Origin of the sequence: Neobacillus sp. DY30 (assembly GCF_030123065.1) — a bacterium.
In the GTDB taxonomy this organism is placed as follows: Bacteria; Bacillota; Bacilli; order Bacillales; family Cytobacillaceae; genus Neobacillus.
On the sequence record NZ_CP126093.1, the window covers coordinates 1766714 to 1793159 of the forward strand.

General features: G+C 38.9%; 26 protein-coding genes and 1 other annotated feature. All 26 genes read left to right on the top strand.

The genetic code is table 11. The features are described from left to right. Positions 1–118 precede the first annotated feature (118 nt). Complete coding sequence (gene ftsA, locus QNH29_RS08745) at positions 119–1408, top strand: cell division protein FtsA (protein WP_283864415.1); 1290 nt, start codon at positions 119–121, stop codon at positions 1406–1408. Between the two features lie 42 nt (positions 1409–1450). Continuing rightward, the gene (ftsZ, locus tag QNH29_RS08750; protein WP_283864416.1) at positions 1451–2584 is read left to right on the top strand and encodes a cell division protein FtsZ; all 1134 of its coding nucleotides are present in this window, start codon (positions 1451–1453) and stop codon (positions 2582–2584) included. Between the two features lie 236 nt (positions 2585–2820). Continuing rightward, positions 2821–3759 (top strand): sigma-E processing peptidase SpoIIGA, encoded by a 939-nt coding sequence (gene spoIIGA, locus QNH29_RS08755; protein WP_283864417.1) that lies wholly within the window; start codon positions 2821–2823, stop codon positions 3757–3759. A gap of 45 nt (positions 3760–3804) precedes the next feature. After that, a complete protein-coding gene (gene sigE / locus QNH29_RS08760) occupies positions 3805–4524 on the top strand; it encodes an RNA polymerase sporulation sigma factor SigE (protein WP_283864418.1) in 720 nt (239 codons plus the stop codon). A gap of 170 nt (positions 4525–4694) precedes the next feature. After that, positions 4695–5474: an RNA polymerase sporulation sigma factor SigG gene (sigG, locus tag QNH29_RS08765; protein ID WP_045515367.1), complete on the top strand. Its 780-nt coding sequence runs from the start codon at positions 4695–4697 to the stop codon at positions 5472–5474. A 96-nt stretch (positions 5475–5570) separates the two neighbouring features. Next, a complete protein-coding gene (locus QNH29_RS08770; RefSeq protein ID WP_179597304.1) occupies positions 5571–5840 on the top strand; it encodes a YlmC/YmxH family sporulation protein in 270 nt (89 codons plus the stop codon). A 71-nt stretch (positions 5841–5911) separates the two neighbouring features. Continuing rightward, positions 5912–6736, top strand: a complete 825-nt coding sequence (gene pgeF, locus QNH29_RS08775; protein ID WP_283864419.1) for a peptidoglycan editing factor PgeF — start codon at positions 5912–5914, stop codon at positions 6734–6736. Next, positions 6733–7419 (top strand): YggS family pyridoxal phosphate-dependent enzyme, encoded by a 687-nt coding sequence (locus QNH29_RS08780; protein WP_283864420.1) that lies wholly within the window; start codon positions 6733–6735, stop codon positions 7417–7419. The genes pgeF and QNH29_RS08780 overlap by 4 nt, the downstream gene beginning before the upstream one ends. 1 nt (position 7420) lies before the next feature. After that, positions 7421–7855 carry a cell division protein SepF gene (locus tag QNH29_RS08785; RefSeq protein ID WP_283864421.1) on the top strand — a complete coding sequence of 145 codons (435 nt, stop codon included), beginning with the start codon at positions 7421–7423 and terminating at the stop codon, positions 7853–7855. A gap of 6 nt (positions 7856–7861) precedes the next feature. Continuing rightward, positions 7862–8125 carry a YggT family protein gene (locus QNH29_RS08790; RefSeq protein ID WP_283864422.1) on the top strand — a complete coding sequence of 88 codons (264 nt, stop codon included), beginning with the start codon at positions 7862–7864 and terminating at the stop codon, positions 8123–8125. A gap of 29 nt (positions 8126–8154) precedes the next feature. Continuing rightward, positions 8155–8928: a YlmH family RNA-binding protein gene (locus QNH29_RS08795; RefSeq protein WP_283864423.1), complete on the top strand. Its 774-nt coding sequence runs from the start codon at positions 8155–8157 to the stop codon at positions 8926–8928. Positions 8929–9020: 92 nt separating this feature from the next. Then, positions 9021–9536 (top strand): DivIVA domain-containing protein, encoded by a 516-nt coding sequence (locus QNH29_RS08800; protein WP_283864424.1) that lies wholly within the window; start codon positions 9021–9023, stop codon positions 9534–9536. Between the two features lie 51 nt (positions 9537–9587). After that, positions 9588–9828 (top strand) — a binding site (T-box leader). A 73-nt stretch (positions 9829–9901) separates the two neighbouring features. Next, a complete protein-coding gene (gene ileS, locus QNH29_RS08805; RefSeq protein ID WP_283864425.1) occupies positions 9902–12673 on the top strand; it encodes an isoleucine--tRNA ligase in 2772 nt (923 codons plus the stop codon). A gap of 145 nt (positions 12674–12818) precedes the next feature. Beyond that, positions 12819–13115 (top strand): hypothetical protein, encoded by a 297-nt coding sequence (locus QNH29_RS08810; RefSeq protein ID WP_283864426.1) that lies wholly within the window; start codon positions 12819–12821, stop codon positions 13113–13115. Positions 13116–13194: 79 nt separating this feature from the next. Further along, a complete protein-coding gene (gene lspA, locus QNH29_RS08815; protein ID WP_283864427.1) occupies positions 13195–13686 on the top strand; it encodes a signal peptidase II in 492 nt (163 codons plus the stop codon). Next, a complete protein-coding gene (locus QNH29_RS08820) occupies positions 13658–14569 on the top strand; it encodes an RluA family pseudouridine synthase (protein WP_283864428.1) in 912 nt (303 codons plus the stop codon). The genes lspA and QNH29_RS08820 overlap by 29 nt, the downstream gene beginning before the upstream one ends. A gap of 176 nt (positions 14570–14745) precedes the next feature. After that, positions 14746–15288 carry a bifunctional pyr operon transcriptional regulator/uracil phosphoribosyltransferase PyrR gene (pyrR, locus tag QNH29_RS08825; RefSeq protein WP_283864429.1) on the top strand — a complete coding sequence of 181 codons (543 nt, stop codon included), beginning with the start codon at positions 14746–14748 and terminating at the stop codon, positions 15286–15288. A gap of 165 nt (positions 15289–15453) precedes the next feature. After that, positions 15454–16764, top strand: a complete 1311-nt coding sequence (locus QNH29_RS08830; RefSeq protein ID WP_283864430.1) for a solute carrier family 23 protein — start codon at positions 15454–15456, stop codon at positions 16762–16764. 162 nt (positions 16765–16926) lie between these two features. Further along, positions 16927–17868 (top strand): aspartate carbamoyltransferase catalytic subunit, encoded by a 942-nt coding sequence (locus QNH29_RS08835; protein ID WP_283865568.1) that lies wholly within the window; start codon positions 16927–16929, stop codon positions 17866–17868. Then, on the top strand, positions 17828–19117 hold the full coding sequence (locus QNH29_RS08840) for a dihydroorotase (RefSeq protein WP_283864431.1): 1290 nt from the start codon (positions 17828–17830) through the stop codon (positions 19115–19117). The genes QNH29_RS08835 and QNH29_RS08840 overlap by 41 nt, the downstream gene beginning before the upstream one ends. Then, positions 19114–20220 (top strand): carbamoyl phosphate synthase small subunit, encoded by a 1107-nt coding sequence (locus QNH29_RS08845; RefSeq protein WP_283864432.1) that lies wholly within the window; start codon positions 19114–19116, stop codon positions 20218–20220. The genes QNH29_RS08840 and QNH29_RS08845 overlap by 4 nt, the downstream gene beginning before the upstream one ends. Beyond that, on the top strand, positions 20199–23405 hold the full coding sequence (carB, locus tag QNH29_RS08850; protein ID WP_283864433.1) for a carbamoyl-phosphate synthase large subunit: 3207 nt from the start codon (positions 20199–20201) through the stop codon (positions 23403–23405). Before QNH29_RS08845 ends, carB begins: the two co-directional genes overlap by 22 nt. After that, positions 23402–24175 carry a dihydroorotate dehydrogenase electron transfer subunit gene (locus QNH29_RS08855; RefSeq protein ID WP_283864434.1) on the top strand — a complete coding sequence of 258 codons (774 nt, stop codon included), beginning with the start codon at positions 23402–23404 and terminating at the stop codon, positions 24173–24175. Before carB ends, QNH29_RS08855 begins: the two co-directional genes overlap by 4 nt. Further along, positions 24172–25113 (top strand): dihydroorotate dehydrogenase, encoded by a 942-nt coding sequence (locus QNH29_RS08860; protein WP_283864435.1) that lies wholly within the window; start codon positions 24172–24174, stop codon positions 25111–25113. Before QNH29_RS08855 ends, QNH29_RS08860 begins: the two co-directional genes overlap by 4 nt. Beyond that, on the top strand, positions 25085–25801 hold the full coding sequence (gene pyrF, locus QNH29_RS08865) for an orotidine-5'-phosphate decarboxylase (RefSeq protein WP_283864436.1): 717 nt from the start codon (positions 25085–25087) through the stop codon (positions 25799–25801). Before QNH29_RS08860 ends, pyrF begins: the two co-directional genes overlap by 29 nt. Then, positions 25798–26430, top strand: coding sequence for an orotate phosphoribosyltransferase (gene pyrE, locus QNH29_RS08870; protein WP_283864437.1), 633 nt, complete (start codon positions 25798–25800; stop codon positions 26428–26430). The genes pyrF and pyrE overlap by 4 nt, the downstream gene beginning before the upstream one ends. Positions 26431–26446: the final 16 nt, after the last annotated feature.

The window sequence follows — 26446 nt, forward strand, 5'->3', positions numbered from 1 at the left end:
AATTATTTAGTTGTGACGAATAATTTTATAAGATATAGGTATGTAAGTACTTTTATATTATATCTTATAAAAAATAATTGTTGTTCGACTGAAGGAATTGCTAAGGAGGTGCCAAAGAATGAACAGCAATGAAATATATGTAAGTCTTGACATCGGTACATCCAGTGTAAAAGTAATCATTGGTGAAATTGTCAACGACTCGATAAATATAATTGGTGTTGGAAACGTTAAGTCTGAAGGACTTCGTAAAGGATCTATCATTGACATTAATGATACCGTTCATTCTATCAAACGTGCTATAGAAGAAGCTGAAAGAATGATAGGAATGGAAATAAGACAAGTGATAGTTGGAATTTCCGGCAATCAGGTTGCTCTTGAACCTTGTCGCGGAATTGTAGGAGTTTCCAGTCAAAATCGTGAAATTACAAATGAAGATGTTCGGCGTGTTATAGACGAGGCACAAGTTGTTTCTATTTCTCAGGATAGAGAAATTATTGGGGTTATCCGCAAACAATTCATCCTTGATGGCAAGGATGAAATTAATAACCCATGTGGTATGATAGGTGTCCGTTTAGAAGTAGAAGGAACTCTTATCACTGGTTCCAACGCTATCATTACAAATACATTGAGATGTGTTGAGCGTGCCGGTTTAGAAATTACTGATATTATTTTGCAGCCTCTTGCAGCTGGTGAATATGCACTTTCGAAAGACGAGAAAAACCTAGGCGTTGCTTTAATCGACCTAGGAGGCGGCTCAACAACCATTGCCTATTTTGAAGAAGGATTCTTGGCCGCAACAAGTGTAATACCAGTAGGCGGTGATCTTATTACAAATGACCTATCTAAAGTATTACATACTTCAACTGAGGATGCCGAAAAAATTAAAGTCAAATATGGACATGCTTTTTACGATGATGCCTCAGAAGATGAGTTCTTTAGTGTTCCAATTATCGGAAGCGATCAGCATCAGCAATTTAATCAATTATATGTGTCTGAAATTATAGAAGCGCGTATGGAAGAAATTTTTGAATTGATTGCTCATGAATTAAAACGAATGGGGATAAATGATTTACCTGGAGGGTTTGTATTTACAGGCGGTACCGCAAATATGCAAGGCATATTAGAATTAGCTCAAACGATTTTTCAAAGTCCAGTTCGCAAAGCCGTTCCCAACTATATTGGAGTAAGAGAGCCTCAGTATACAACTGCGGTTGGTTTAATTAAATATGCTTACAAGAATGCTAGATTACCAGGTGGAACATTCGTCGCTTCAGCACCTGTAACCGAACCAATCGAGAAGAAAGTACAAAAACAACAACAACAACAGCCAAAAGCAAAACCAGAAAAACATCCGGAAGATAAGATGTCAACAAAAGTAAAAAAATTCCTTGGTCTCTTTTTCGAATAGACAAATACGAAAAGGATTATCGACGAATTAGGAGGATTTGTCATGTTAGAGTTTGATACAAATTTAGATTCTCTTGCTACAATTAAAGTAATTGGGGTTGGCGGCGGTGGAAACAACGCAGTAAATCGTATGATCGAACATGGTGTTCAAGGAGTAGAATTTATCGCGGTAAATACCGATGCACAGGCATTAAACCTTTCAAAAGCAGAAGTAAAAATGCAAATTGGCTCAAAGTTAACAAGAGGACTTGGTGCTGGGGCTAATCCTGAAGTAGGGAAGAAAGCGGCAGAAGAAAGTAAAGAACAATTAGAAGACGCATTACGCGGTGCGGATATGGTGTTTGTAACTGCAGGTATGGGCGGAGGAACAGGAACAGGAGCTGCTCCTGTTATTGCACAAATTGCCCGAGATTTAGGTGCCTTAACTGTTGGGGTTGTAACTCGTCCATTTACATTTGAAGGTAAAAAGCGTTCTAACCAAGCTGCAGGTGGTATTGGTGCAATGAAAGAAGCAGTGGATACATTGATTGTGATCCCGAATGACCGTCTTCTTGAAATTGTAGATAAAAGTACTCCAATGCTCGAAGCTTTCCGTGAAGCTGACAATGTACTTCGTCAAGGGGTTCAGGGTATTTCTGACTTAATCGCGGTTCCGGGACTTATTAACTTAGACTTTGCTGACGTGAAGACGATTATGTCAAATAAAGGTTCTGCATTGATGGGAATCGGAATGGCAACCGGAGAAAATCGTGCAACTGAAGCAGCTAAAAAAGCGATAAGTTCTCCATTGTTAGAAACGTCTATTGACGGTGCACAAGGAGTTCTGATGAATATCACGGGCGGCAGTAATTTAAGTTTATATGAAGTTCAAGAAGCGGCGGATATCGTGGCGACTGCTTCTGACCAAGAAGTAAATATGATTTTTGGTTCTGTAATTAATGAAAACCATAAGGATGAAATTATTGTTACCGTTATTGCCACGGGTTTCAATGAAGAAGTCATCCAGCCAAAGGCAGCTCGTCCAGCGTTTGGACAAACAAAACCACAATTGAGTGCTGTAAAGCGAGAACCAAAGCGTGAAGAAACTCCACAAGAACCTGTTCGTCATAACAATGCTCCTCAAGAAGAAACACTAGATATACCAACCTTCCTACGCAACAGAAACCGTAGAAGATAATAACAAAAAAGACATGGTCCGAAAGGGCCATGTTTTTTTGTTTAAATTTTATTAGACAAAATACGTTGTTTATAGTGAAAATTTCTGTTTTTTTGATTACAGAAAGTGACACACTTTAGCCAATAAAGTAGGTTATACTTTTTTCTAAACAGAATAATAGAAAAGATTGGTAATACACCCTAATGTTAAATCCATGAGCTAGTAAATCGCTGGAGACATTAAAAGGGGGAAGCTGGTTGTCTGTATATTTAGATGTGATTTGGGCCCTTAATCTGTTATTTGATAGCCTTCTCCTGTATCTATCAGCCATTTTTTTAAAGAGACAAATTCGTATTTGGAGGATAATAGCAGGCGGTCTTATTGGTTCCTTAATTATATTATTGTCGTTTACTCCCATACATACCTACTCAAACCATCCGATTTCAAAGTTACTATTCTCGGTGGCTATGGTATTAGTTGTATTTGGTTATAAGCGACTAAGCTTTTTCATTAAGGCATTAATGACTCTTTACGTAACGACGTTTCTTATTGGAGGATCATTGATAGGAGCCCATTATTTTGTTCAATTTGATTCGGAAATGTCAACAAAAGTAATGATTGCAAGTGTTACTGGCTTTGGTGATCCAATCAGCTGGCTATTTGTTTTAGTAGGTTTTCCGGTTGCTTGGCATTTCTCTAAGCGGAATATAGAGAGCATGGAAATGACCAAGATTCAATTTGACCAGATTGTTAATGTCACCTTAATAATAAATAACGAATCTTTTACTTTTAAGGGGTTAGTCGACAGCGGTAATCAGCTTTATGACCCATTATCAAAACTTCCTGTTATGTTTGTCTCCATAAAGAATATGCTCGAAGGCATGGCCGAACCAATTATAAAAATGGCAGGTGATCCAGAATCTCTGATTCTAGGAAATCAAGAGTTTCCCGTTGATTGGCAAAATAAACTAAGGATTGTCCCCTGCCGGGTGGTAGGACAAGAGCACCAGCTTATCGTTGCTGTAAAGCCTGACTCAATTAATATTCATACAAAAGGAGAAAGCTACTTATGCGAAAAAGGCCTCGTGTCGTTTACTATGCAGCAATTATCTGCTGATGATGCTTTTCAATGCATCGTTCATCCAAAAATGCTCACCGGTCCTAAGCAGGATAATGGTTCGGTGAAAGTAAGCTAATATTACTATACTCAGAAAAAAGATATTTTAGAAGGAGGAACTTGCATGAAAAAATGGAGACTTCGCTTATCCTACTACTGGTATAAGATACTGATTAAATTAGGAATAAAAAGTGATGAAGTTTATTATATTGGCGGCAGCGAAGCCTTACCGCCTCCTTTAAGTAAGGATGAAGAAGAACTGCTTTTGAATAAGCTTCCTGGTGGTGATAAGGCTGCCAGATCGATTTTAATTGAACGTAATCTCAGGCTTGTTGTCTATATCGCCAGAAAGTTTGAAAATACCGGTATTAATATTGAGGATTTAATTAGTATTGGAACCATTGGTTTAATTAAAGCGGTGAATACTTTTAATCCGGAGAAAAAAATTAAACTTGCTACATATGCTTCTAGATGTATTGAAAATGAAATTCTAATGTACTTGCGCAGAAACAATAAAATTAGATCAGAAGTTTCCTTTGATGAACCATTAAATATCGATTGGGACGGTAATGAATTATTATTATCGGATGTTTTAGGGACTGAGGACGATATTATTACAAAAGATTTAGAAGCAAATGTTGATAGAAAATTACTAACCAAGGCGTTACACCAATTGTCAGATAGGGAAAAGCAAATTATGGAGCTGCGCTTTGGGTTAACCAATGGGGAAGAAAAGACACAAAAGGATGTAGCCGATATGCTAGGTATATCTCAATCCTATATATCACGCCTTGAAAAAAGGATTATTAAAAGACTGAGAAAAGAATTTAATAAAATGGTTTGATTTAACAAAAAAGAATTTTTTTCAATTAAAAAAAGTCCTTTGAAACTAAGGAAGTAATCGTATTTTTCGGCAATCTCAGGCCAATTCCTAAAAAAGTACAAGTGCATATTTTTCCTTTCCTAGGAGATACTGTTTTTTGTACAGCAACTCCTATGAGGAGGGAAAAGGGATTGACTCGAAATAAAGTTGAAATTTGTGGCGTAGATACATCAAAGCTTCCTGTATTAAAAAATGAAGAGATGAGATTACTCTTCAAGCAAATGCAAGAGGGCGATATTACAGCACGAGAAAAACTCGTCAATGGAAATTTACGACTCGTTCTTAGTGTCATTCAGCGGTTTAACAACCGCGGCGAGTTTGTTGATGATCTGTTTCAGGTTGGCTGTATTGGACTTATGAAATCGATTGATAACTTTGATTTAAGTCAAAACGTTAAGTTTTCCACTTATGCCGTACCAATGATTATTGGCGAAATACGCAGGTACCTGCGCGACAACAATCCTATTCGCGTCTCTAGGTCCTTAAGAGATATCGCCTATAAGGCTCTTCAAGTAAGGGAACGATTAATGAGTGAAACTTCACGGGAACCAACTGCTGAGGAGATTGCAAAGGTATTAGAAGTCCCCCACGAAGAGATAGTTTTCGCATTAGATGCGATTCAAGATCCAGTATCATTGTTTGAACCGATCTATAACGATGGTGGTGATCCTATCTATGTGATGGACCAATTAAGTGATGAAAGAAATAAAGATATTCACTGGATTGAAGAGATTGCCTTAAAAGAAGGAATGCGCCGTTTGAATGAGCGGGAAAAGTTAATTTTAAGAAAACGATTCTTCCAGGGAAAAACGCAAATGGAAGTGGCTGACGAGATTGGGATTTCACAAGCTCAGGTATCGCGTTTAGAAAAAGCCGCAATCAAACAAATGAATAAAAATATCCAGAGTTAAGCTGTCCAATGGGCGGCTTTTTTTCTGTTATTTACAGATATATTGATGAAACAAATCATATATATTCAATAGGATAAAAAGGCAGGAGTGAGAGATATGGTGAAAATTTCAGAATTTCAGATTAAAGATGTCGTGAATGTGGCAGATGGCAAAAAGTTGGGGAATATAGGTGATATCGAAATTAATCTTACAACAGGGAAAATTGAAGCAGTCATCGTCACCGGCAATGGCAAGGTTTTGGGCTTTTTTGGCAGAGAAGAAGATATCGTGATTCCTTGGAAAAATATAATTAAAATTGGTCAAGATGTAATTCTGGTACGATTCAAGGCTATTGAGGAAAGGCCTGCAGAAGAGATGGAAGTATAGATCTTAGCATTATCCACGGTGACCATTTAATCGTTTCATGGTAAACTAGATAAAAACAAATGAGGTTGAGTATGGAACCCTTTGCATATGAAAATCAATCATATTTTTCAATTAAAAATTGGATGGAACAATATCCCGGGCTTGTTGCTGGGTTAACAACCAAAAAAGGCGGCTGTAGTACAGGGATTTATGAAAGTTTTAATCTCGGCTTTCATGTTGGGGATCAGCTTGAAGCTGTTTGTTCTAACCGGAATCATTTAGCTAGCCTTATCCAATTTCCGCTCAATTCCTGGGTAGGTGCTGAACAGACTCATGATACGGTAATTAGAAGAATTACCTTGAATGACCGTGATAAAGGTTCAGATTCATACGACAATGCATTTAAAGGGACCGATGGATTTTATACCAATGAAGAGGGAATCTTATTAACCCTTTGCTATGCGGATTGTGTCCCTCTTTTTTTTATTTCCCCTAAACACAGAATGATTGGTGCAGCACATGCGGGGTGGAAGGGAACGGTCAACGAGATTGCACGGAAGATGGTAGAGAAATGGGGAGAGGAAGGAATACCTCCCGATCAAATATTTGCTGTAATGGGCCCATCTATCTGTAAAAAATGTTATATTGTTAATGATTATGTAATTAATTTTGTAGAAAAGACTCTAGTAGATGTCGAAAAAAAACCCTATAATACAATAAAAGACGGTCAATATACATTAGACTTGCGGGAACTAAATAAAATTATTCTTCTGAAGTCCGGTGTCCCGGAAAAAAATATTCAGGTGACTAATTTATGTTCTAGTTGTAATCAATCAGAATTTTTTTCTCACCGCCGTGATCAAGGTAAAACGGGAAGAATGTTAAGTTTTATTGGATGGAAGGAGACCTCTGAATGAAGGTTGCAGATAATCTCATACATATCAGTCAGCAAATTAGTAATGCATGTCATAAGGTAAATCGGACTCCTGATGAAGTGAAACTGATTGCCGTTACTAAATATGTCAGTATAAATAGAGCTAGTGAAGCATTAGAGGCTGGTATAATAAATCTAGGTGAAAACCGAGATGACGGGCTTCTAAAAAAGTGGGAAGTTTTAGGGGACAAGCCTAAATGGCATTTTATCGGGACCCTGCAGACGCGCAAAGTTAAAAATATTATCGATAAGGTAGAATATATTCACTCTTTAGATCGAATTTCTTTAGCAGAGGAAATTAACAAACGTGCAGTGAAAAAGATGAAATGCCTTGTCCAAGTGAATGTCTCTCAGGAAGAATCAAAGCACGGCTTAGACCCTGTGGCTGTATTAGATTTTATAAAAGACCTAAAAGGATATGAGAATCTTAGCATTGAAGGCTTAATGACAATGGCTCCTCTAACGGATGATGAAGAGCAGCTTCGTAACTGTTTTCGAAAGCTTAGAGAGCTCCGTGACCAAATAAAAAATTGTAATCTTAAATATGCCCCATGTAATGAGCTTTCCATGGGGATGTCAAATGATTTTGAAATTGCGATTGAAGAAGGAGCAACGATGATTAGAATCGGAACTGCACTGGTAGGTGCAGCTGGGGAGGAGGAATAAAATGACGATTAAATCGAAATTAAAAACATTTTTCTTTTTAGATGATGATTACGATGATAATAATCAAGATGACTATGAAAAGGTTGAACCTATAAAGCCTCAAAAACAGTCGACGAAACCCCAAAATGTTGTTAGTTTACAAAGTGTCCAAAAGTCTTCAAAAGTAATTTTAGTTGAACCGAGAGTATATGCAGAGGCACAGGATATCACCGACCATTTAAAAAACCGTCGTGCAGTTGTTGTAAATCTTCAACGGATTAACCATGAGGAAGGAAGGCAAATTGTCGATTTTTTAAGTGGAGCAGTCTATGCAATAGGTGGAGACATTCAGAAAATTGGATCGAGTATTTTTTTATGTACTCCTGATAATGTTGAAATTTCTGGTAATATTTCCGAATTAGTAAAGGATCAAGAACTTCAAGATACGAGGTGGTAAAAAGAGATGGATATTATCTTTAATGTTTTAATCCAATTACTTGGAATATATAAATGGATGCTGATTATCTATATCCTTTTATCATGGTTCCCTAATATGAGAGACTCTCAAATCGGAACAATCCTTGGGAAATTATGTGAGCCATTTCTAGAACCTTTTAGAAAAATCATTCCACCTTTTGGTATGATGGATCTTTCTCCTTTAGCGGCTTTCTTTGTTTTATCTTTTGCTCCGCATGGCTTAAGAGTACTGCAAAATTTAATTTCTTAATTTAACCTATCCGGTCTGAGGAGTTAAACATGAATATTTATCAGCATTTTCGCCTGGAGGAACGGGAATTTATTGATTTAGTATTACATTGGAAAGATTATGTTGATTCAAGCTATACAGCTAAGCTTACCGATTTTCTTGATCCACGAGAGCAGCATATTTTAAAGGTCTTAATAGGTGAGACTGGAACTATAAAGTATCAGCTTTTTGGCGGGATACCTGGAAGTGAAAGAAAAAGAGCATTAATCATGCCGGACTACTTGACTCCCAATGAAGAAGAATTTCAGATTAATCTCTTTGAAATCGACTATCCTATTAAATTTGTTACAATCGAACACCCCCAAGTTCTAGGTTCACTTATGTCCCTTGGATTAAAACGAGGGAAATTTGGCGACATCTTAATGAAAGATGGACAAGTTCAATTTTTCGCCGCAGCCGAAATTAGTGAGTATGTTAAAAACAACTTAGAATCTATTGGTAAAGCTTCTATCAGATTAAAAGGGCTGAAACTGGATGAAGCAATCACGACCAATGATTTATGGATGGAGCAGGTCACTACTGTTTCATCATTAAGGCTCGATACAATTATTTCTGGTATTCATAATATCTCAAGACAAAAATCACAGCTTTTTATTCAACAAGGATTAGTAAAAGTAAACTGGACATCCATCGAGAACGTCTCCTTTGAATGTGGAGAAGGTGATTTATTGTCAGTTAGAGGCTATGGCAGAGTGAAAATTTTGTCTATTGAAGGAAAAACAAAAAAAGACAAGTGGCGAATTGTTGTCGGAAAACAAAAATAATTTTTCTTCCTTGCAGGATTTCCGAAAACATTGTCGAATATTTGCTTTATACATTATATACATACAGAAGAAAGATTCTTGGAGGTGGCATCATGCCGTTAACGCCGTTAGATATTCACAATAAAGAATTTAATAAAGGTTTCCGTGGTTACGATGAAGACGAGGTAAATGAATTTTTAGATCAAGTGATTAAGGATTATGAATTAGTCCTCCGTGAAAAAAAAGAACTGGAAGAAAAAATAAATGAAATGAAGGACCGTCTAGGTCACTTTGTAAATATTGAAGAAACCTTAAATAAGTCAATTGTCATTGCTCAAGAGGCAGGAGAAGATGTAAAACGAAATGCACAAAAGGAAGCGAAACTCATCATTAAGGAAGCTGAAAAAAATGCTGACCGTATCGTAAACGAGTCGCTTTCAAAAGCTAGAAAAATTGCTCTTGAGATTGAGGATTTAAAAAAGCAATCAAAAGTGTTCCGTACACGTTTTAAAATGTTGATAGAAGCTCAGCTGGATATGCTTAATACAGATGACTGGGATCATTTATTAGAATATGAAGTGGATGCAACTGAATTAAAAATCCACGAAGAAGAAGATTCCTTAGCTTGACGAATTGATATTATTTCGCATATAATTTTTTAACAGATAAATAAAAAAATGGTAATGACAATGAGAGGGACAGTACAATTTTCATAAACTTTTGATAGCGAGCCGGGGAGGGTGGAAGCCTGGGAAAAGTGGGAAATTGGAAGATCACCCTTGAGTCCCAGGCTGAAACTCTTTTTAAAAGAAGAATAAGTTATGGCGGGTTATTCACGTTACGAATCTTAAAGAGGATAGTACGATTTACGTTCTATCTATCAGGGTGGTACCGCGGGAATAAAACCTTCTCGTCCCTTTTTTGGGATGAGAGGGTTTTTTTATTTGTCTATTGTCAATTCTGTTTATGATGAGTATTACAGGAGGAATAAGAAATGGAATATAAAGATACGTTATTAATGCCAAAGACTGAATTTCCAATGCGTGGAAATCTTCCTCAAAGAGAACCTGAAATACAGGCAAAGTGGGAAGAAATGAATATTTACAAAAAGGTTCAGGAGCGTACTGCAGGACGTCCAATGTTTGTGCTCCATGATGGACCTCCATATGCAAATGGCGATATTCATATGGGTCACGCCCTAAACAAAGTATTAAAGGACATGATTGTTCGCTTTAAATCGATGAGTGGCTTTAATGCACCATATGTTCCAGGCTGGGATACACATGGTTTGCCAATCGAGCAGGCTTTAACAAATAAGGGCGTAAAGCGCAAAGAGATGACTGTAGCTGAATTCCGTCAGCTCTGTACAAAATATGCGCTTGAACAAGTTAGTAATCAGCGTGAACAATTTAAACGCATCGGTGTACGTGGTGATTGGGAAAACCCATATATCACACTTAATCCGGAATATGAGGCACAGCAGATTAAAGTTTTTGGAGAAATGGCGAAAAAAGGCTATATATATAAAGGTCTTAAGCCTGTATATTGGTCCCCGTCCAGTGAATCAGCTCTTGCTGAAGCTGAAATTGAATATCAAGATAAAAAGTCACCTTCCATTTATGTAGGCTTTAAAGTAAAAGATGGAAAAGGTGTTCTTGATACGGACGTCCAAATTGTGATCTGGACGACTACACCTTGGACCATTCCGGCTAACTTAGGAATTTCAGTTCACCCAGACCTAACTTATGTAGTCGTTGAAACGAATGGAAACAAATACTTAGTTGCAGAAGCTCTTTTAGAAGCAGTAACAAAGGAAGTAGGCTGGGAAGATGTTTCTGTTGTTCAAAAAGTAAAAGGAAATGAACTAGAACATATCCTTGCAGCACATCCATTATATGGCCGTGACTCTTTAGTAATGCTAGGTGAGCATGTTACAACAGATGCTGGAACAGGCTGTGTTCATACAGCTCCTGGACACGGTGAGGATGACTTCCATGTTGGTCAAAAGTATGGACTTGAAGTACTTTGCCCAGTAGATGATAAAGGTGTAATGACTAGAGAAGCACAAGGTTTCGAAGGATTATTTTACGATACGGCAAATAAGCCTATTGCGCAAAGCTTAGAAGAAGCAGGAGCTCTCTTAAAGCTTTCATTTATTACACACTCTTACCCACATGATTGGAGAACAAAAAAGCCTGTAATTTTTAGAGCTACAGCGCAATGGTTCGCATCGATAAAGGACTTCAGAGACGACCTGCTCGAAGCAGTTAAAGAAACAAAGTGGGTACCAGCATGGGGTGAAACACGACTATTTAATATGGTTCGTGACCGCGGAGATTGGTGTATCTCACGCCAACGTGTATGGGGAGTTCCAATCCCAGTGTTTTATGCTGAAAATGGAGAAGAAATCATTACAGATGAAACAATTGAACACGTTTCAGGCTTGTTCCGTGAATTCGGTTCAAATATTTGGTTTGAGCGGGAAGCAAAAGACCTTCTGCCGGAAGGCTTTTCACATCCTGGAAGCCCTGATGGATTGTTTACGAAAGAAACAGATATCATGGATGTTTGGTTTGATTCAGGTTCATCTCACCAAGCTGTTCTCCTAGAAAGAGAAGACTTAGTACGACCAGCAGATTTATATCTTGAAGGTTCAGATCAATATCGCGGCTGGTTTAACTCTTCACTATCAACTGCTGTTGCAGTAACAGGGAAAGCTCCTTATAAAGGTGTACTCAGCCATGGATTTGCCCTGGATGGTGAAGGCAGGAAAATGAGTAAATCATTAGGAAACGTTGTTATTCCTGAGAAAGTAATGAAACAATTAGGAGCAGATATTCTAAGGCTTTGGGTGGCTTCTGTTGATTATCAATCAGATGTTCGTGTATCCGATGCTATCCTAAAGCAGGTTGCAGAGGTTTATCGAAAAATCCGGAATACCTTCCGTTTCTTGCTTGGTAACTTGGCGGACTTTAATCCTGCAAGTGATCGGGTTGAATATGAAAACCTTCGTGAAGTTGATCAATTTATGCTTGTAAAATTAAATAAGCTGATTAAATATTCTTTAAATGCTTATGAAAATTACGAGTTCGCAGGAATTTACCATGCAGTTAATAATTTCTGTACCCTTGATTTAAGTGCATTCTATCTTGATTTTGCTAAGGATGTTCTTTATATTGAGTCGGTTAACAATCCCGAGCGACGTGCGATTCAAACAGTTCTTTACGATTCGTTAGTTGCATTAACAAAGTTAGTTACTCCAATTCTTCCTCATACTGCAGACGAGGTTTGGACATTTATTCCTGCAGTAACTGAAGAAAGTGTACAATTAACGGATATGCCGGAATATCAGGAACTTAAGAATGCAGCTGCATTGGAAGAAAAATGGACTGCATTTATGAACCTTCGTGATGATGTATTAAAAGCGCTTGAAGAAGCTCGAAATCAAAAGGTTATTGGTAAATCATTAACTGCAAAGGTTTCATTATATGTGAATGAAAATACGAAAGCCTTATTAGACTCTATTCAAGAGAATGTACAGCAATTATTTATCATCTCTGGATTTGAAGTCGCAGGAAGCTATGATCAAGCACCAGAAAATGCAATTAAATTGGATACAGCTGCCATTGTTGTTACTAAAGCCGAAGGCGAAACGTGTGAACGCTGCTGGGTTGTAACACCTGAAGTTGGAAAAGACACTGAGCACCCTACACTTTGCCCGCGTTGTGCAGAAGTAGTGAAAGGAAACTATACGCACTTAGCTTAATAGCAATTCCCCATGATTAATTCATGGGGTTTTTTCATTTTTTAACCTATTCCGTTAATTGTTGTTTTGGTTGTCAAATGTTTTCCCGGGTCATCTCAATTTATAGAGAGATAATATAACAAATGACTTAACGGAGGTTACAACTATGAATGCAATGCAGGAAGAGCTGTTTTGGGAACTCCGTAAAACACAATTAGAAATTTTAAAATCATTGAAAAATAAACAGAAAAATGATTGGATTGTTACCGTTTTAGAGGAAGAATTGGCGGATATTACCTCTGCCATTCAAAAGCTTGAGGATGGTAATTTTGGACAGTGTGAATTTTCAGGTGAACCGATACCTGATAATCTTTTGAAAATTATGCCTACAATAAAAACAGCAAAGGATACTGAGATTTTGGAGCATTTTTGTCGGAAACCAATTAATTCCTCCATTTTCTAGCGTTACGTTGTTGTTTCTCTGAAGATTATGCTAAAATGCTAAGGAGTAAAGTCAACGCGTGAGATGGAGGTATTCCTTAGTGTTTTATTATTTAATCGCAATTTTTATTATTATACTAGACCAAGTCACAAAGTGGATGATTGTCACAAAAATGTATCTTGGTGAAAGTATCCCAATTATCGAGGATTTTTTGTATATTACTTCTCACCGAAATCGGGGAGCAGCATGGGGGATATTACAAGGACAGATGTGGTTCTTTTATGTGATTACCGCTATAGTAATCATTGCGATCATTTACTACATGCAAAAAGAAGCAAAAGGTAAGTGGCTGCTTGGTGTTTCCTTAGCATTTATGTTAGGCGGCGCTATAGGTAATTTTATCGACCGCTTGCTTCGCAAAGAAGTTGTTGATTTTATTCATACGTATATTTTGAATTATAACTTCCCAGTATTTAATATTGCCGATTCGGCTTTAGTCATTGGCGTAGTATTATTAATGATTCAGATGCTGCGTGATGAGCGTGAAACAAAGGAGAAATCATATGGAGAAAATGGTACACACCATTCTTGAACCTGAAAAGGGAGACCGAATTGATAAAGTTATTTCTACTTTAGATGAAGAATGGTCAAGAACTCAGGTTCAGCAATGGATTAAAGAAGGTAATGTCCTAGTAAATGGACAAAAAATCAAAACAAATTACAAATGTAATATCAATGATGAAATCGAGATTACGATCCCAGACCCAGAATTACTTGATGTAATTCCGGAAGAAATGGATTTAGATATTTATTTCGAAGATAAAGACGTTTTAGTGGTTAACAAACCAAGCGGGATGGTGGTTCATCCAGCACCTGGACATTTAACAGGAACACTTGTTAATGGATTAATGGCCCATTGCAAAGATTTATCCGGAATAAATGGTGTTTTAAGACCTGGTATCGTTCATCGTATCGATAAAGACACCTCTGGTCTTTTAATGGTCGCTAAAAATGATATGGCCCATGAAAAACTTGTTAACCAATTAGTGGAAAAGACCGTTACTCGGAAGTATAGAGCCGTTGTACATGGAGTAATTCCGCACGATTTTGGAACAATCGATGCACCGCTTGGAAGAGATACAAAAGATCGGCAAAGTATGACCGTGGTGGATAATGGGAAGCATGCAGTTACTCATTTCCATGTGATTGAGCGGTTTAAGGATTTTACGTTTGTGGAGTGTCAACTGGAGACAGGCAGGACTCACCAAATTCGTGTTCATATGAAATACATTGGCTATCCGCTTGCGGGTGACCCAAAGTATGGTCCAAAGAAAACATTGGACATTAATGGACAAGCATTGCATGCAGGAATCCTTGGATTTAACCACCCTAGAACAGACGAATACATGGAATTCGAAGCACCGCTGCCTAAAGAATTTGAAGAGGTATTAGAGCAATTACGAAATAATCATTGACATATTTGTCGAATTAAAGTACGATAACAACAGTTGAATATGCCTTTAAAACAGTCCAGTGAGGCTGAGAAGGAAACGGATAATTAGATGGGATACCTATGCCCATACTAACAAACTCGTCTACCTCTCACCTCAAGGTGAGAGGTTTTTTTATTAATAGCAGGCGGGTGAGATAAGTGAATCAAAAAGCAGTAGTATTAGACGCACAAGCGATCGGAAGAGCATTAACAAGGATTGCCCACCAAATCATTGAAAAAAATAAAGGGATTGAAAATTGTGTACTAGTAGGTATCCGGACCAGAGGAATATTCATTGCAGAAAGACTAGCTGCAAAAATTGAAGAAATTGAAGGTAAACCGATACCTGTAGGTGAATTGGACATAACCCTTTACCGTGACGATTTAACCAAAAAGACCGATGATCAGGAACCACTTGTAAAGGGTTCAGATATTCCGGTTGAATTAAAAGATAAAAAAGTAATACTTGTTGATGATGTCTTATATACGGGCAGAACCGTTAGAGCAGGACTGGACGCAGTAATGGACCTTGGCCGTCCCTCAACGATACAACTGGCTGTACTGGTTGACCGCGGACACCGCGAGCTGCCAATTCGAGCAGATTATGTTGGTAAAAACATTCCAACTTCCAGCAATGAAAAGGTCGTTGTTGAATTACAAGATGTCGATAAGGTTGACCAAGTAAGTATCTTTGAAAATTAAATAGTTACCCTTTTAATTGCAGTCCAGTGAGGCTGACAAAGGGGAAAATGCCATCATTAAAGCTAAACTGGCATTTCCATACCCTCTTTGTACACTCATGGACAAAGAGGGTTTTTTATTAGAAAACACAGGCATAATAATAGAAAAATTGTGGAGGAGAAAAAATTGAACAACAAACCCATCCTAGACATAAAACAAATACCAAATCCTGCGCAATGGCTTACTTTAAGCTTACAACATTTATTCGCAATGTTTGGAGCGACCATTCTAGTTCCATATCTTGTTGGGTTGAGTCCAGCAATTGCATTAATATCAAGTGGATTAGGAACACTCGCTTTCCTCATGATTACAAAATGGCAGGTTCCAGCATACCTTGGTTCCTCGTTTGCATTTATTGCTCCAGTGATTGCGGCAAAAGCAACAGCCGGTCCAGGGGGTGCCATGATTGGTTCATTCCTTGCGGGTCTTGTTTACGGAATTGTAGCGCTGATCATAAGTAAAGCAGGACATCGTTGGATTATGAATCTGCTGCCACCGATTGTAGTCGGTCCAGTTATAATCGTAATCGGTTTAGCGCTCGCAGGAACAGCAGTTAGTATGGCAATGAATAATCCTGCAGGAGAATATAGCTTGATTCATTTCTCCGCTGCTTTAGTAACTTTAGCGGCAACCATTATCTGTACCATATACATGCGCGGCATGTTAAGTATTATCCCGATCTTGGCAGGTATAGTGATAGGATACCTATACTCCTTTGCAATCGGCATAGTTGATTTTAAGCCAGTATTAGAAGCAAGTTGGTTTGAAATGCCTGAATTCATCATTCCGTTTGTAAGCTACGAAGTAAAAATAACATGGGACTTAGCGCTCCTAATGGTGCCAGTCGCAATCGTAACGCTTTCTGAACATATTGGCCACCAGCTTGTACTAAGTAAAGTGGTTGGACGAGATTATATTAAAGAACCTGGTTTACACCGCTCTATTTTGGGTGATGGAACAGCGACAATCATTTCAGCTTTGATCGGCGGACCTCCAAAAACAACGTACGGAGAGAATATCGGTGTCCTTGCAATCACTCGAGTTTACAGTGTGTATGTCATAGCAGGTGCAGCTGTTCTCGCAACGATCTTTGGATTTATCGGAAAAATAACAGCATTAATCAGTACAATCCCAACTCCTGTTATGGGAGGCGTCTCCATTCTACTTTTTGGAATCATTGCTTCATCCGGTTTACGTATGCTTGTTGACAGTAAAATTGATTTTGGTAACAATCGGAACTTGGTGATATCATCGGTCATTCTTGTCATGGGAATTGGCGGTGCCTTTATAAAAGTATCAGAATCCTTCCAGATTCAAGGTATGGCATTTGCTGCAATTGCCGGAGTTCTTTTACACCTAGTCCTGCCTGGTAAAGAACCAGTTAATGAAGATATGTTTGAACAGACTGTAGAAAAAGATAAACACAAAACTGCATAAGGATAATCAACCTTTTAAAAGTAGTTCAGAGAGGCTATAAGGGTGTAATACTGAGTCATCATAATGTGTCCACACATCATGAACTTGGTTAGTTTTATTGCACCCTGATCCATGATGGTCAGGGTCTTTTTTTACAAAAAAAAGAGATGGGGGAATAGCATGTTGAATCACTTGCTAACCACAAATGAGCTTAAAGTTGAAGAGATATATCAAATTTTAACAGAGGCACAGCAATTTGCTGATGGAATGAAGTGGAGTCCAGAAACACAAATGTTTTCTGCTAACTTATTTTTTGAGGCAAGTACAAGGACTAAATCGAGTTTTGAAGTGGCTGAGAGACGTTTAGGGCTAAAGGTCATTCCATTTGAAGTCCAAACTTCAAGTGTTCAAAAGGGAGAAACACTTTACGATACCGTAAAAACACTTGAATCAATTGGCGTTAATACCGTTGTTATTCGCCATGGGCAGGATCGTTACTTTGATGAACTCGTTGAAAAAGTAAATATCCCAATCATTAATGGAGGTGATGGCTGTGGTCATCATCCTACACAATCTCTTTTAGATCTCTTAACCATTTATCAGGAGTTTGGCACTTTTACCGGCTTGAAAATAGCCATCATTGGTGACATTAGGCACAGCCGAGTAGCACGTTCAAATGCCGATACCCTGACCAGATTAGGAGCAGAAGTTATTTTCTCAGGACCAATTGAATGGTTTGACCATCACAGTCTGAGTGCTCTAAGATTTAGACCAATTGATGAGGCAATAGAGGAGGCTGATGTGGTTATGCTCCTGCGCGTTCAGCATGAACGCCATCAAAAAAAGGGAAGCTACACAGCAGCAGATTATCATAGACAGTTTGGGCTTACATTAGAAAGAGAGAAGATGATGAAGTCTGACAGTATCATTATGCACCCTGCACCAGTAAATCGAAATGTTGAGATATCTGATAGCTTAGTAGAATGCAAACGATCAAGAATCTTCAAGCAAATGGAAAATGGTGTATTTGTAAGAATGGCTGTATTAAAGAGGTCACTAGAAACCTTAAAAGGAGTGTATGGAAATGAAACTACTTATTCAGAACGCCAGTTACATAGCATTTAATGGCGAAAAGAAACTGGCCGACATTTTAATAAAAGATGGAAAAATTGTAAAGATTGATAAAAAGATAGAAACAGCGGCAGATCGAACAATTAATGCGGAAGGAATGCTCGTTGCTCCAGGATTTATCGATTTGCACGTTCATCTTCGTGAGCCAGGAGGCGAGAAGAAAGAAACGATTGCAACCGGTACGCTCGCAGCAGCAAGAGGCGGCTATACCACACTTGCGGCAATGCCAAATACTAGACCTGTACCAGATTCAGTCGAACAAATGGAATGGGTGCAAAACAGAATTCAAGAAACGGCAAGCGTCCGTGTTTTGCCTTATGCTTCCATCACAGTCAGACAGCTTGGCAGGGATTTAACAGATTTTGAGGGATTAAAGAATGCTGGAGCTTTCGCGTTTACAGATGATGGTGTCGGTGTCCAATCTGCAGATATGATGTTAAAGGCAATGAAGAAGGCAGCGGCAGCTGGTATGGCTATTGTTGCCCATTGTGAAGAAGACACTCTTATCAATAAGGGCTGTGTGCATGAAGGTTCTTTTTCTGAAAAGAATGGATTAAATGGAATTCCATCTGTATGTGAGTCCGTCCAGATTGCAAGGGATGTGCTGCTTGCAGAGGCGGCAGGATGTCATTATCACGTTTGCCATGTCAGTACAAAAGAATCGGTTCGAGTGATTCGCGACGCAAAAAAAGCAGGGATTAAAGTCACTGCTGAAGTTACACCACACCATTTACTATTAACTCAAGATGATATCCCAGATAGCCTGGATCCAAATTATAAAATGAATCCACCGCTCCGTGATCATGCGGACCGAGAGGCATTACTTGAAGGACTATTGGACGGCACGATTGATTTTATTGCAACTGATCATGCACCACATACTAGTGAAGAAAAAAATGAGGGAATAGAGCTTGCTCCTTTCGGAATTGTCGGGTTAGAAACTGCTTTTCCGCTGCTTTATACACATTTTGTCTTAAAGAACATCATGACTCTTGAACAGTTAATTGGTTTTATGACTAAAAAACCTGCAGAAACATTTTCTCTTCCATTTGGAACCATTGAAGTGGGAGCACCTGCAGACATCGTATTATTAAATCTGGAAGAAGAAAGAGTAATTGATCCACAGGAATTTCTATCTAAAGGGAAAAACACACCATTTACTGGCTGGAATTGTAAGGGCTGGCCAGAAATGACGATTGCAAGCGGGCAAGTAGTTTGGGAAAAAGGACGTGTTATAGTATGAAAGCACAACTTATCTTAGAAGATGGAACAGTTTTTATCGGCGACGGTTTTGGAAGTCATATGGATACAATCGGAGAAGTCGTCTTTAATACAGGAATGACAGGCTATCAAGAAATACTTTCAGACCCATCTTATTGTGGGCAAATTGTTATGCTGACGTACCCGTTGATTGGAAACTACGGAATCAATCGAGACGATTTTGAGACCATTATCCCTGCAGTGAAAGGCTTTATTGTCAAGGAAGCTGCAGAATTCCCTTCCAATTGGAGAAGTGAATTTACGATTGATGAGTACTTTAAAATGAAAAATATCCCTGGAATTGCAGGTATAGATACACGTAAATTAACAAGAATTATTCGTCAATATGGAACATTAAAAGGAGCCATTTGCTCGATTGAAAGTGATCCAAGTGAAGTAATTAGTAAACTAAGACAGACGAAGCTGCCGATTGACCAAGTGAGAAGAGTCTCCACAAAAAATTCTTATCCAAGTCCAGGTAGAGGAAAAAGAATTGTGCTTGTTGATTTCGGAATGAAACACGGCATTTTACGAGAATTAAATAAACGCAATTGTGATGTCGTTGTGGTTCCATACCATACAACTGCGGATGAAATCCTGCAATTACGACCAGATGGAATTATGCTTTCCAACGGACCTGGGGATCCAAAGGATGTCCCAGAAGCGATTCATATGATTAAACAGCTATTAGGCTTAGTACCGATATTTGGTATCTGCCTTGGACACCAATTATTTGCATTAGCATGTGGGGCAAATACAGTCAAAATGAAATTCGGTCATCGAGGTTCTAACCATCCTGTTAAAGATTTAAAAACAGGGAAAATCGCAATTACAGCACAAAACCATGGATTTACGGTTGAAGAAAAGTCATTACAGAATACTAAACTGGCAGTTACCCATATCGCCTTAAATGATGGAACAGTCGAAGGTTTAAAGCATTTAGAATATCCTGCATTTACTGTTCAATACCACCCAGAAGCGTCACCAGGACCTGAAGACGCCAACCATTTATTCGATCAGTTTCTTGCGATGATTGAAGATCAAAAACAGGAGGTTTCCACAACATGCCAAAACGTACTGATATAAACTCCATTTTAGTGATTGGTTCAGGACCGATTGTTATCGGCCAGGCAGCAGAATTTGATTATGCAGGCACCCAGGCGTGTATTGCTCTTAAAGAAGAAGGCTATCGTGTTATTCTTGTAAACTCAAATCCGGCAACCATTATGACAGATACTGAGATTGCGGATGCTGTTTATATTGAACCATTAACAGAGGAATTTGTTAGCAGAATCATTCGAAAAGAACGCCCAGACGCCCTTCTTGCCACTCTTGGCGGTCAAACAGGTCTAAACTTAGCTGTTGAGTTATCAAAATCAGGAGTTTTAGAAGAGTGTGAAGTTGAGATCTTAGGAACAAAGTTATCCGCGATTGAACAAGCTGAGGACCGTGATTTATTCCGAACACTAATGAATGAACTTGGGGAACCTGTTCCAGACAGTGAAATCATCCATGAATTAGCCGAAGCCCATGCATTTGTTGATAAAATCGGATTTCCAGTGATTGTCCGCCCTGCTTACACGCTTGGTGGTACAGGCGGCGGTATCTGTCATAACCGAGAAGAGTTGGACGAAATTGTAACGAGCGGTTTAAAGCACAGCCCGGTAACTCAATGTTTACTTGAGAAAAGTATTGCCGGTTATAAAGAAATCGAATATGAAGTAATGCGTGATGGAAATGACAATGCTATTGTCGTCTGTAACATGGAAAACATCGATCCTGTTGGCGTACACACAGGTGACTCGATTGTCGTGGCACCAAGTCAAACGTTAAGCGATAGGGAATATCAGCTATTAAGAAATGTTTCTCTTAAAATTATTCGTGCGCTAGGAATAGAAGGCGGTTGTAATGTTCAGCTCGCACTCGACCCTTATAGCTTTAACTACTACATCATCGAAGTAAATCCAAGGGTCAGCCGTTCTTCTGCACTTGCTTCGAAAGCAACAGGTTATCCAATTGCTAAACTTGCAGCAAAAATTGCAGTAGGTTTAACACTGGACGAAATGCTTAATCCTGTAACAGGAAAAACTTATGCAAGCTTTGAACCGGCTCTAGACTACATCGTTACGAAAATTCCGAGGTGGCCATTTGATAAATTTGAATCAGGCAATCGTTCACTAGGAACGCAAATGAAAGCAACTGGCGAAGTAATGGCGATTGGAAGAACTTTTGAGGAATCATTATTAAAAGCAATCCGCTCGTTAGAAGCTGGTGTTTACCATTTCGAATTAAATGGAGCAGAAGAGATTAGTAATGAATTACTAGAAAAACGAATTTGTAAAGCCGGAGATGAGAGGCTGTTTTACATTGCAGAAGCACTGAAAAGAGGTATTACAGTAGAAACTATTCATCAATGGAGCCAAATTGACTTATTTTTCTTAAATAAGTTCCAGGGAATTATCGAATTAGAAGCAAAACTTGCTTCTAACCAAATGGATATGGATATTCTTAAGGAAGCCAAACAAAAGGGGTTCTCTGATAAAACAATTGCAAAACTATGGAATCAAAAAGAACAGGATATTTACCACCTACGCAAAGACTTTGGAATGGTTCCTGTTTATAAAATGGTAGATACGTGTGCCGCTGAATTTGAGTCAGAAACACCTTACTACTATGGAACATACGAGGAAGAAAATGAATCGATTGTAACTGACAGACAAAGTGTCATTGTTCTTGGTTCCGGTCCAATCCGTATCGGCCAAGGTATTGAATTTGATTACGCTACGGTTCATTCTGTTAAAGCGATAAAAGAAGCAGGCTATGAAGCCATTATTATTAACAATAATCCTGAAACGGTTTCAACTGATTTCAGTATCTCTGATAAGCTTTATTTTGAACCACTAACGATTGAGGATGTAATGAGTATTATTGATTTAGAAAAACCACTGGGTGTTGTCGTTCAATTTGGCGGGCAAACTGCCATTAACCTAGCTGCAAAATTACAGGAAAATGGGGTAAAGATTCTTGGAACAAGCCTAGAGGATTTGGATCGTGCAGAAAACAGGGATAAATTTGAGCAAGCACTTGTAGAGCTTGATATTCCAATGCCGCTCGGAAAAACTGCATTATCCGTTTCTGAAGCTGTTGGAATTGCAAATGAAATTGGCTACCCAGTCCTAGTGCGCCCTTCTTATGTACTCGGCGGCAGAGCAATGGAAATCGTCTATCGTCAAGAAGAACTGCTTCATTATATGGAAAATGCGGTTAAAATCAATCCAGAACATCCAGTTTTGATTGACCGCTACTTAACTGGAAAAGAAATCGAAGTAGACGCCATTTGCGACGGTGAAAATGTGTTAATACCTGGAATTATGGAACATATTGAACGTGCAGGGGTACATTCCGGGGATTCTATAGCAGTTTATCCGCCGCAGACACTTTCAGAAGGAATCAAAAAAACGCTGGTTGAATACACCGAAAAAATGGCTAAGGGCCTAAACATTGTTGGACTGTTGAATATTCAGTATGTAATCTCAAAGGATGAGGTATATGTCCTTGAAGTCAATCCACGTTCAAGTCGTACGGTTCCATTCTTAAGTAAAATCACGAATGTTCCAATGGCTAAAATTGCAACAAAAGCAATTTTAGGAGTATCCATTGTAGAACAAGGCTACTCACCTGGAATCGTCCCTGAGAAGAATGGAGTTTATGTAAAAGTTCCAGTTTTCTCGTTTGCAAAGTTGAGAAGCGTTGACATTACGCTTGGACCGGAAATGAAATCAACCGGTGAAGTAATGGGAAAAGATAGTACCCTTGAGAAAGCACTTTATAAAGGACTAATTGCCTCAGGTATGAATATCCAAAAATTCGGTACTGTATTGTTTACAGTCGCGGATAAAGATAAACAAGAATCATTAAAGCTTGCTAAACGATTTGCTGCAAATGGCTACCGTATTATGGCAACTAGCGGAACAGCTGCAGTTCTTCAATCTGCTGGCCTGCCGGTTAAGGTAATTGGAAAGATTGGCTCTGAAGGCAAGACACTGTTAGACGTTATTCATAATGGGGAAGCCCAACTGATTGTCAACACACTTACAAAAGGTAAACAGCCTGAACGTGATGGCTTTAGAATCCGCCGTGAAGCAGTTGAAAACGGAGTGCCGTGCTTAACATCATTAGATACAGCTGATGCCATTCTTAAAGTTATCGAATCAATGAATTTTTCAGCAGAAGCAATGGCAGCAGAAGAGAAGGAGGTTGTTTTTGCTTGATAAAAAAGGAATTATGCAAAATCATCTCCCAGAAAGAAATTGCAAAAGATATTTTTGAACTAACGGTGGAAGCAAATTTTGTGAATGAGATTCATGCACCTGGACAGTTCGTGCATATTCGAGTTGCGAAGGGATTAGATCCTCTATTGCGACGACCAATCAGTATCTCTTCATTTGATAAAAAGAATTCACAATTTACAATGATTTATCGCAAGGAAGGAAAAGGGACTACGTTGCTTGCTGAAAATGGTCCGGGAATGCTGCTAGACATTCTCGGTCCTTTAGGCAATGGATTTCCTGTCAATGAAGTCAATACAGGTCAAACCGCACTGCTTGTTGGCGGCGGGATCGGTGTTCCCCCTTTATATGAACTTTCTAAGCAGTTGACAGCTAGAGGAGTAAAGGTTATTCATGTTCTTGGTTTCCAGACAGAGTCTGCTGTTTTTTATGAAGATGAGTTTTTAGAATACGGAGATACTTATATTACAACTGTGGACGGTTCATACGGAAAAAAAGGTTTTGTTACGGATATTATTAAAGATTTACAGTTTGATTGCCTATATACATGCGGGCCTACTCCCATGCTGAAAGCAATTGAAAATGGGTATTCAAATAAAAAAGTGTTTCTATCATTAGAAGAGAGAATGGGCTGCGGGGTAGGAGCTTGCTTTGCTTGTGTTTGTAAAACAAGCAATGAGCATGAAGATGTCTCCTATAAAAAAGTCTGCAGTGATGGTCCAGTTTTCCGTGCCGGGGAGGTAGTAATATGAGCAAATTAAACATACAGTTGCCTGGTTTAAGCCTAAAAAACCCAATTATGCCTGCTTCGGGGTGCTTTGGATTTGGAAGAGAATATAGTCAATTTTATGACTTAAGTAAACTTGGTGCGATTATGATTAAAGCTACTACGGTGGAACCTCGATTTGGGAATCCAACACCGAGAGTGGCGGAAACATCCTCAGGAATGCTTAATGCAATTGGTCTGCAAAATCCTGGCTTGGAAAAAGTGTTAAGCAATGAGCTTCCATGGTTATCGCAGTATGATGTCCCGATTATTGCCAACGTTGCAGGATCATTGGAAGAAGATTACATCGAGGTGGCAGAACACATCTCGAAAGCTTCTAATGTTCATGCCTTAGAATTGAATATTTCCTGCCCAAATGTAAAAACAGGAGGAATCGCTTTCGGTACCATTCCAGAGGTCGCAAAGCAGTTAACTCGGAAAGTAAAAGAAGTCTCCGAAGTTCCGGTTTATGTCAAGCTTTCACCGAATGTAACCAATATTGTAGAAATGGCCAAAGCAGTTGAAGATGGTGGAGCGGATGGCTTAACGATGATCAACACGCTAGTTGGAATGCGATTGGATTTAAAAACAGGTAAGCCAATCTTAGCTAATCGTACTGGCGGTCTATCCGGACCTGCTATTAAACCAGTCGCTTTACGGATGATTTATGAAGTGAGTCAGGCAGTAAATATCCCAATCATTGGTATGGGTGGTATTGAGTCTGCAGAAGATGTAATTGAATTCTATTATGCCGGGGCAAGTGCCGTTGCGGTCGGTACAGCAAATTTTGTGGACCCATTTGTGTGTCCAACAATTATTGATGAATTGCCATTGTTATTAGACCAATTAGGCTATGAACACATCAGTGAATGCAGGGGAAGGAGCTGGCAGGAGCATGGACAACTCGCTTATCATCGCGCTTGATTTTGCGAATCGTAAAGAGGTAGAGCAGTTTTTACAGCCGTTTAATGGAGAGCAGCTGTTTGTAAAAGTGGGGATGGAGCTTTTTTATCAGGAAGGTCCTGAAATTGTACATTATTTAAAAGGAAATGGTCATCGTATTTTTCTAGATTTAAAGCTACATGACATTCCTAATACCGTAAAGAGTGCGATGAAGGGTCTTGCAAGGTTAGAATGTGACCTAGTTAACGTCCACGCTGCGGGAGGCAAAGAGATGATGCAAGCTGCGATCGAAGGATTGGATGAAGGAACTGCTGCGGGACGTAAGCGTCCAGCGTGTATAGCAGTTACGCAGCTTACCAGTACATCTGAAGAACAAATGAACAATGAACAGCTCATTTCTGGTTCACTTGAACAATCTGTTCTTCATTATGCCTCATTAGCAAAAGAAGCTGGTTTAGATGGAGTTGTTTGCTCGGCGTGGGAAGCTGTATCAATTCGTGAGACCCTCGGGAATAAATTTTACACAGTTACACCTGGAATACGGATGGCAGAAGATAGTACAGGAGACCAAAAACGGGTTGCCACACCTGAGTTCGCAAAAAATGCCGGAGTTACCTCAATTGTCGTAGGACGTTCAATTACAAGATCAACGGACCCAGTGAACAGCTATAAAAAATGGATGGAAGCATGGAGGAGTGTACAAGTATGAAAAAATTAATCGCAGAAAAATTATTAACCATCAATGCAGTTGCATTAAAACCAAACGAACCATTTACTTGGACATCTGGATTACGTTCGCCTATTTATTGCGACAACCGCTTAACGCTTTCGTATCCTGAAGTAAGAAGAGAGATTGCAAAAGGGCTGCAATCCATTATTCTAGATAAATTTCCTTCTGCAGATGTAATTGCTGGTACAGCAACAGCGGGTATTCCACATGCTGCTTGGGTTAGTGAGTTATTAAACTTACCCATGTGTTACGTTCGGTCAAGTGCAAAAGGTCATGGCAAGGGTAATCAAATCGAAGGTAATGTTGAAAAAGGTCAAAGGGTCGTCGTTGTTGAGGATTTAATATCTACTGGCGGCAGTGTAATAACAGCGGTTCAAGCATTAAGAGAGGCTGGTTGTGAAGTGCTAGGCGTTGTGTCCATTTTTACATATGGGCTTGATAAAGGAAAGGAAGCATTCGCACAAGAAGAGATTAATAGTGAATCACTTACAGATTTCACGAACCTAGTCGAGGTTGCCATTGAAAAGGGCTATATTAGTAAAAATGATCAAGAGAGTTTACTTTCTTGGAGTAAAGCCCCTTCAGAATGGAGCAAAAGGTTTGAATAATGAAAATAGCCCCGGA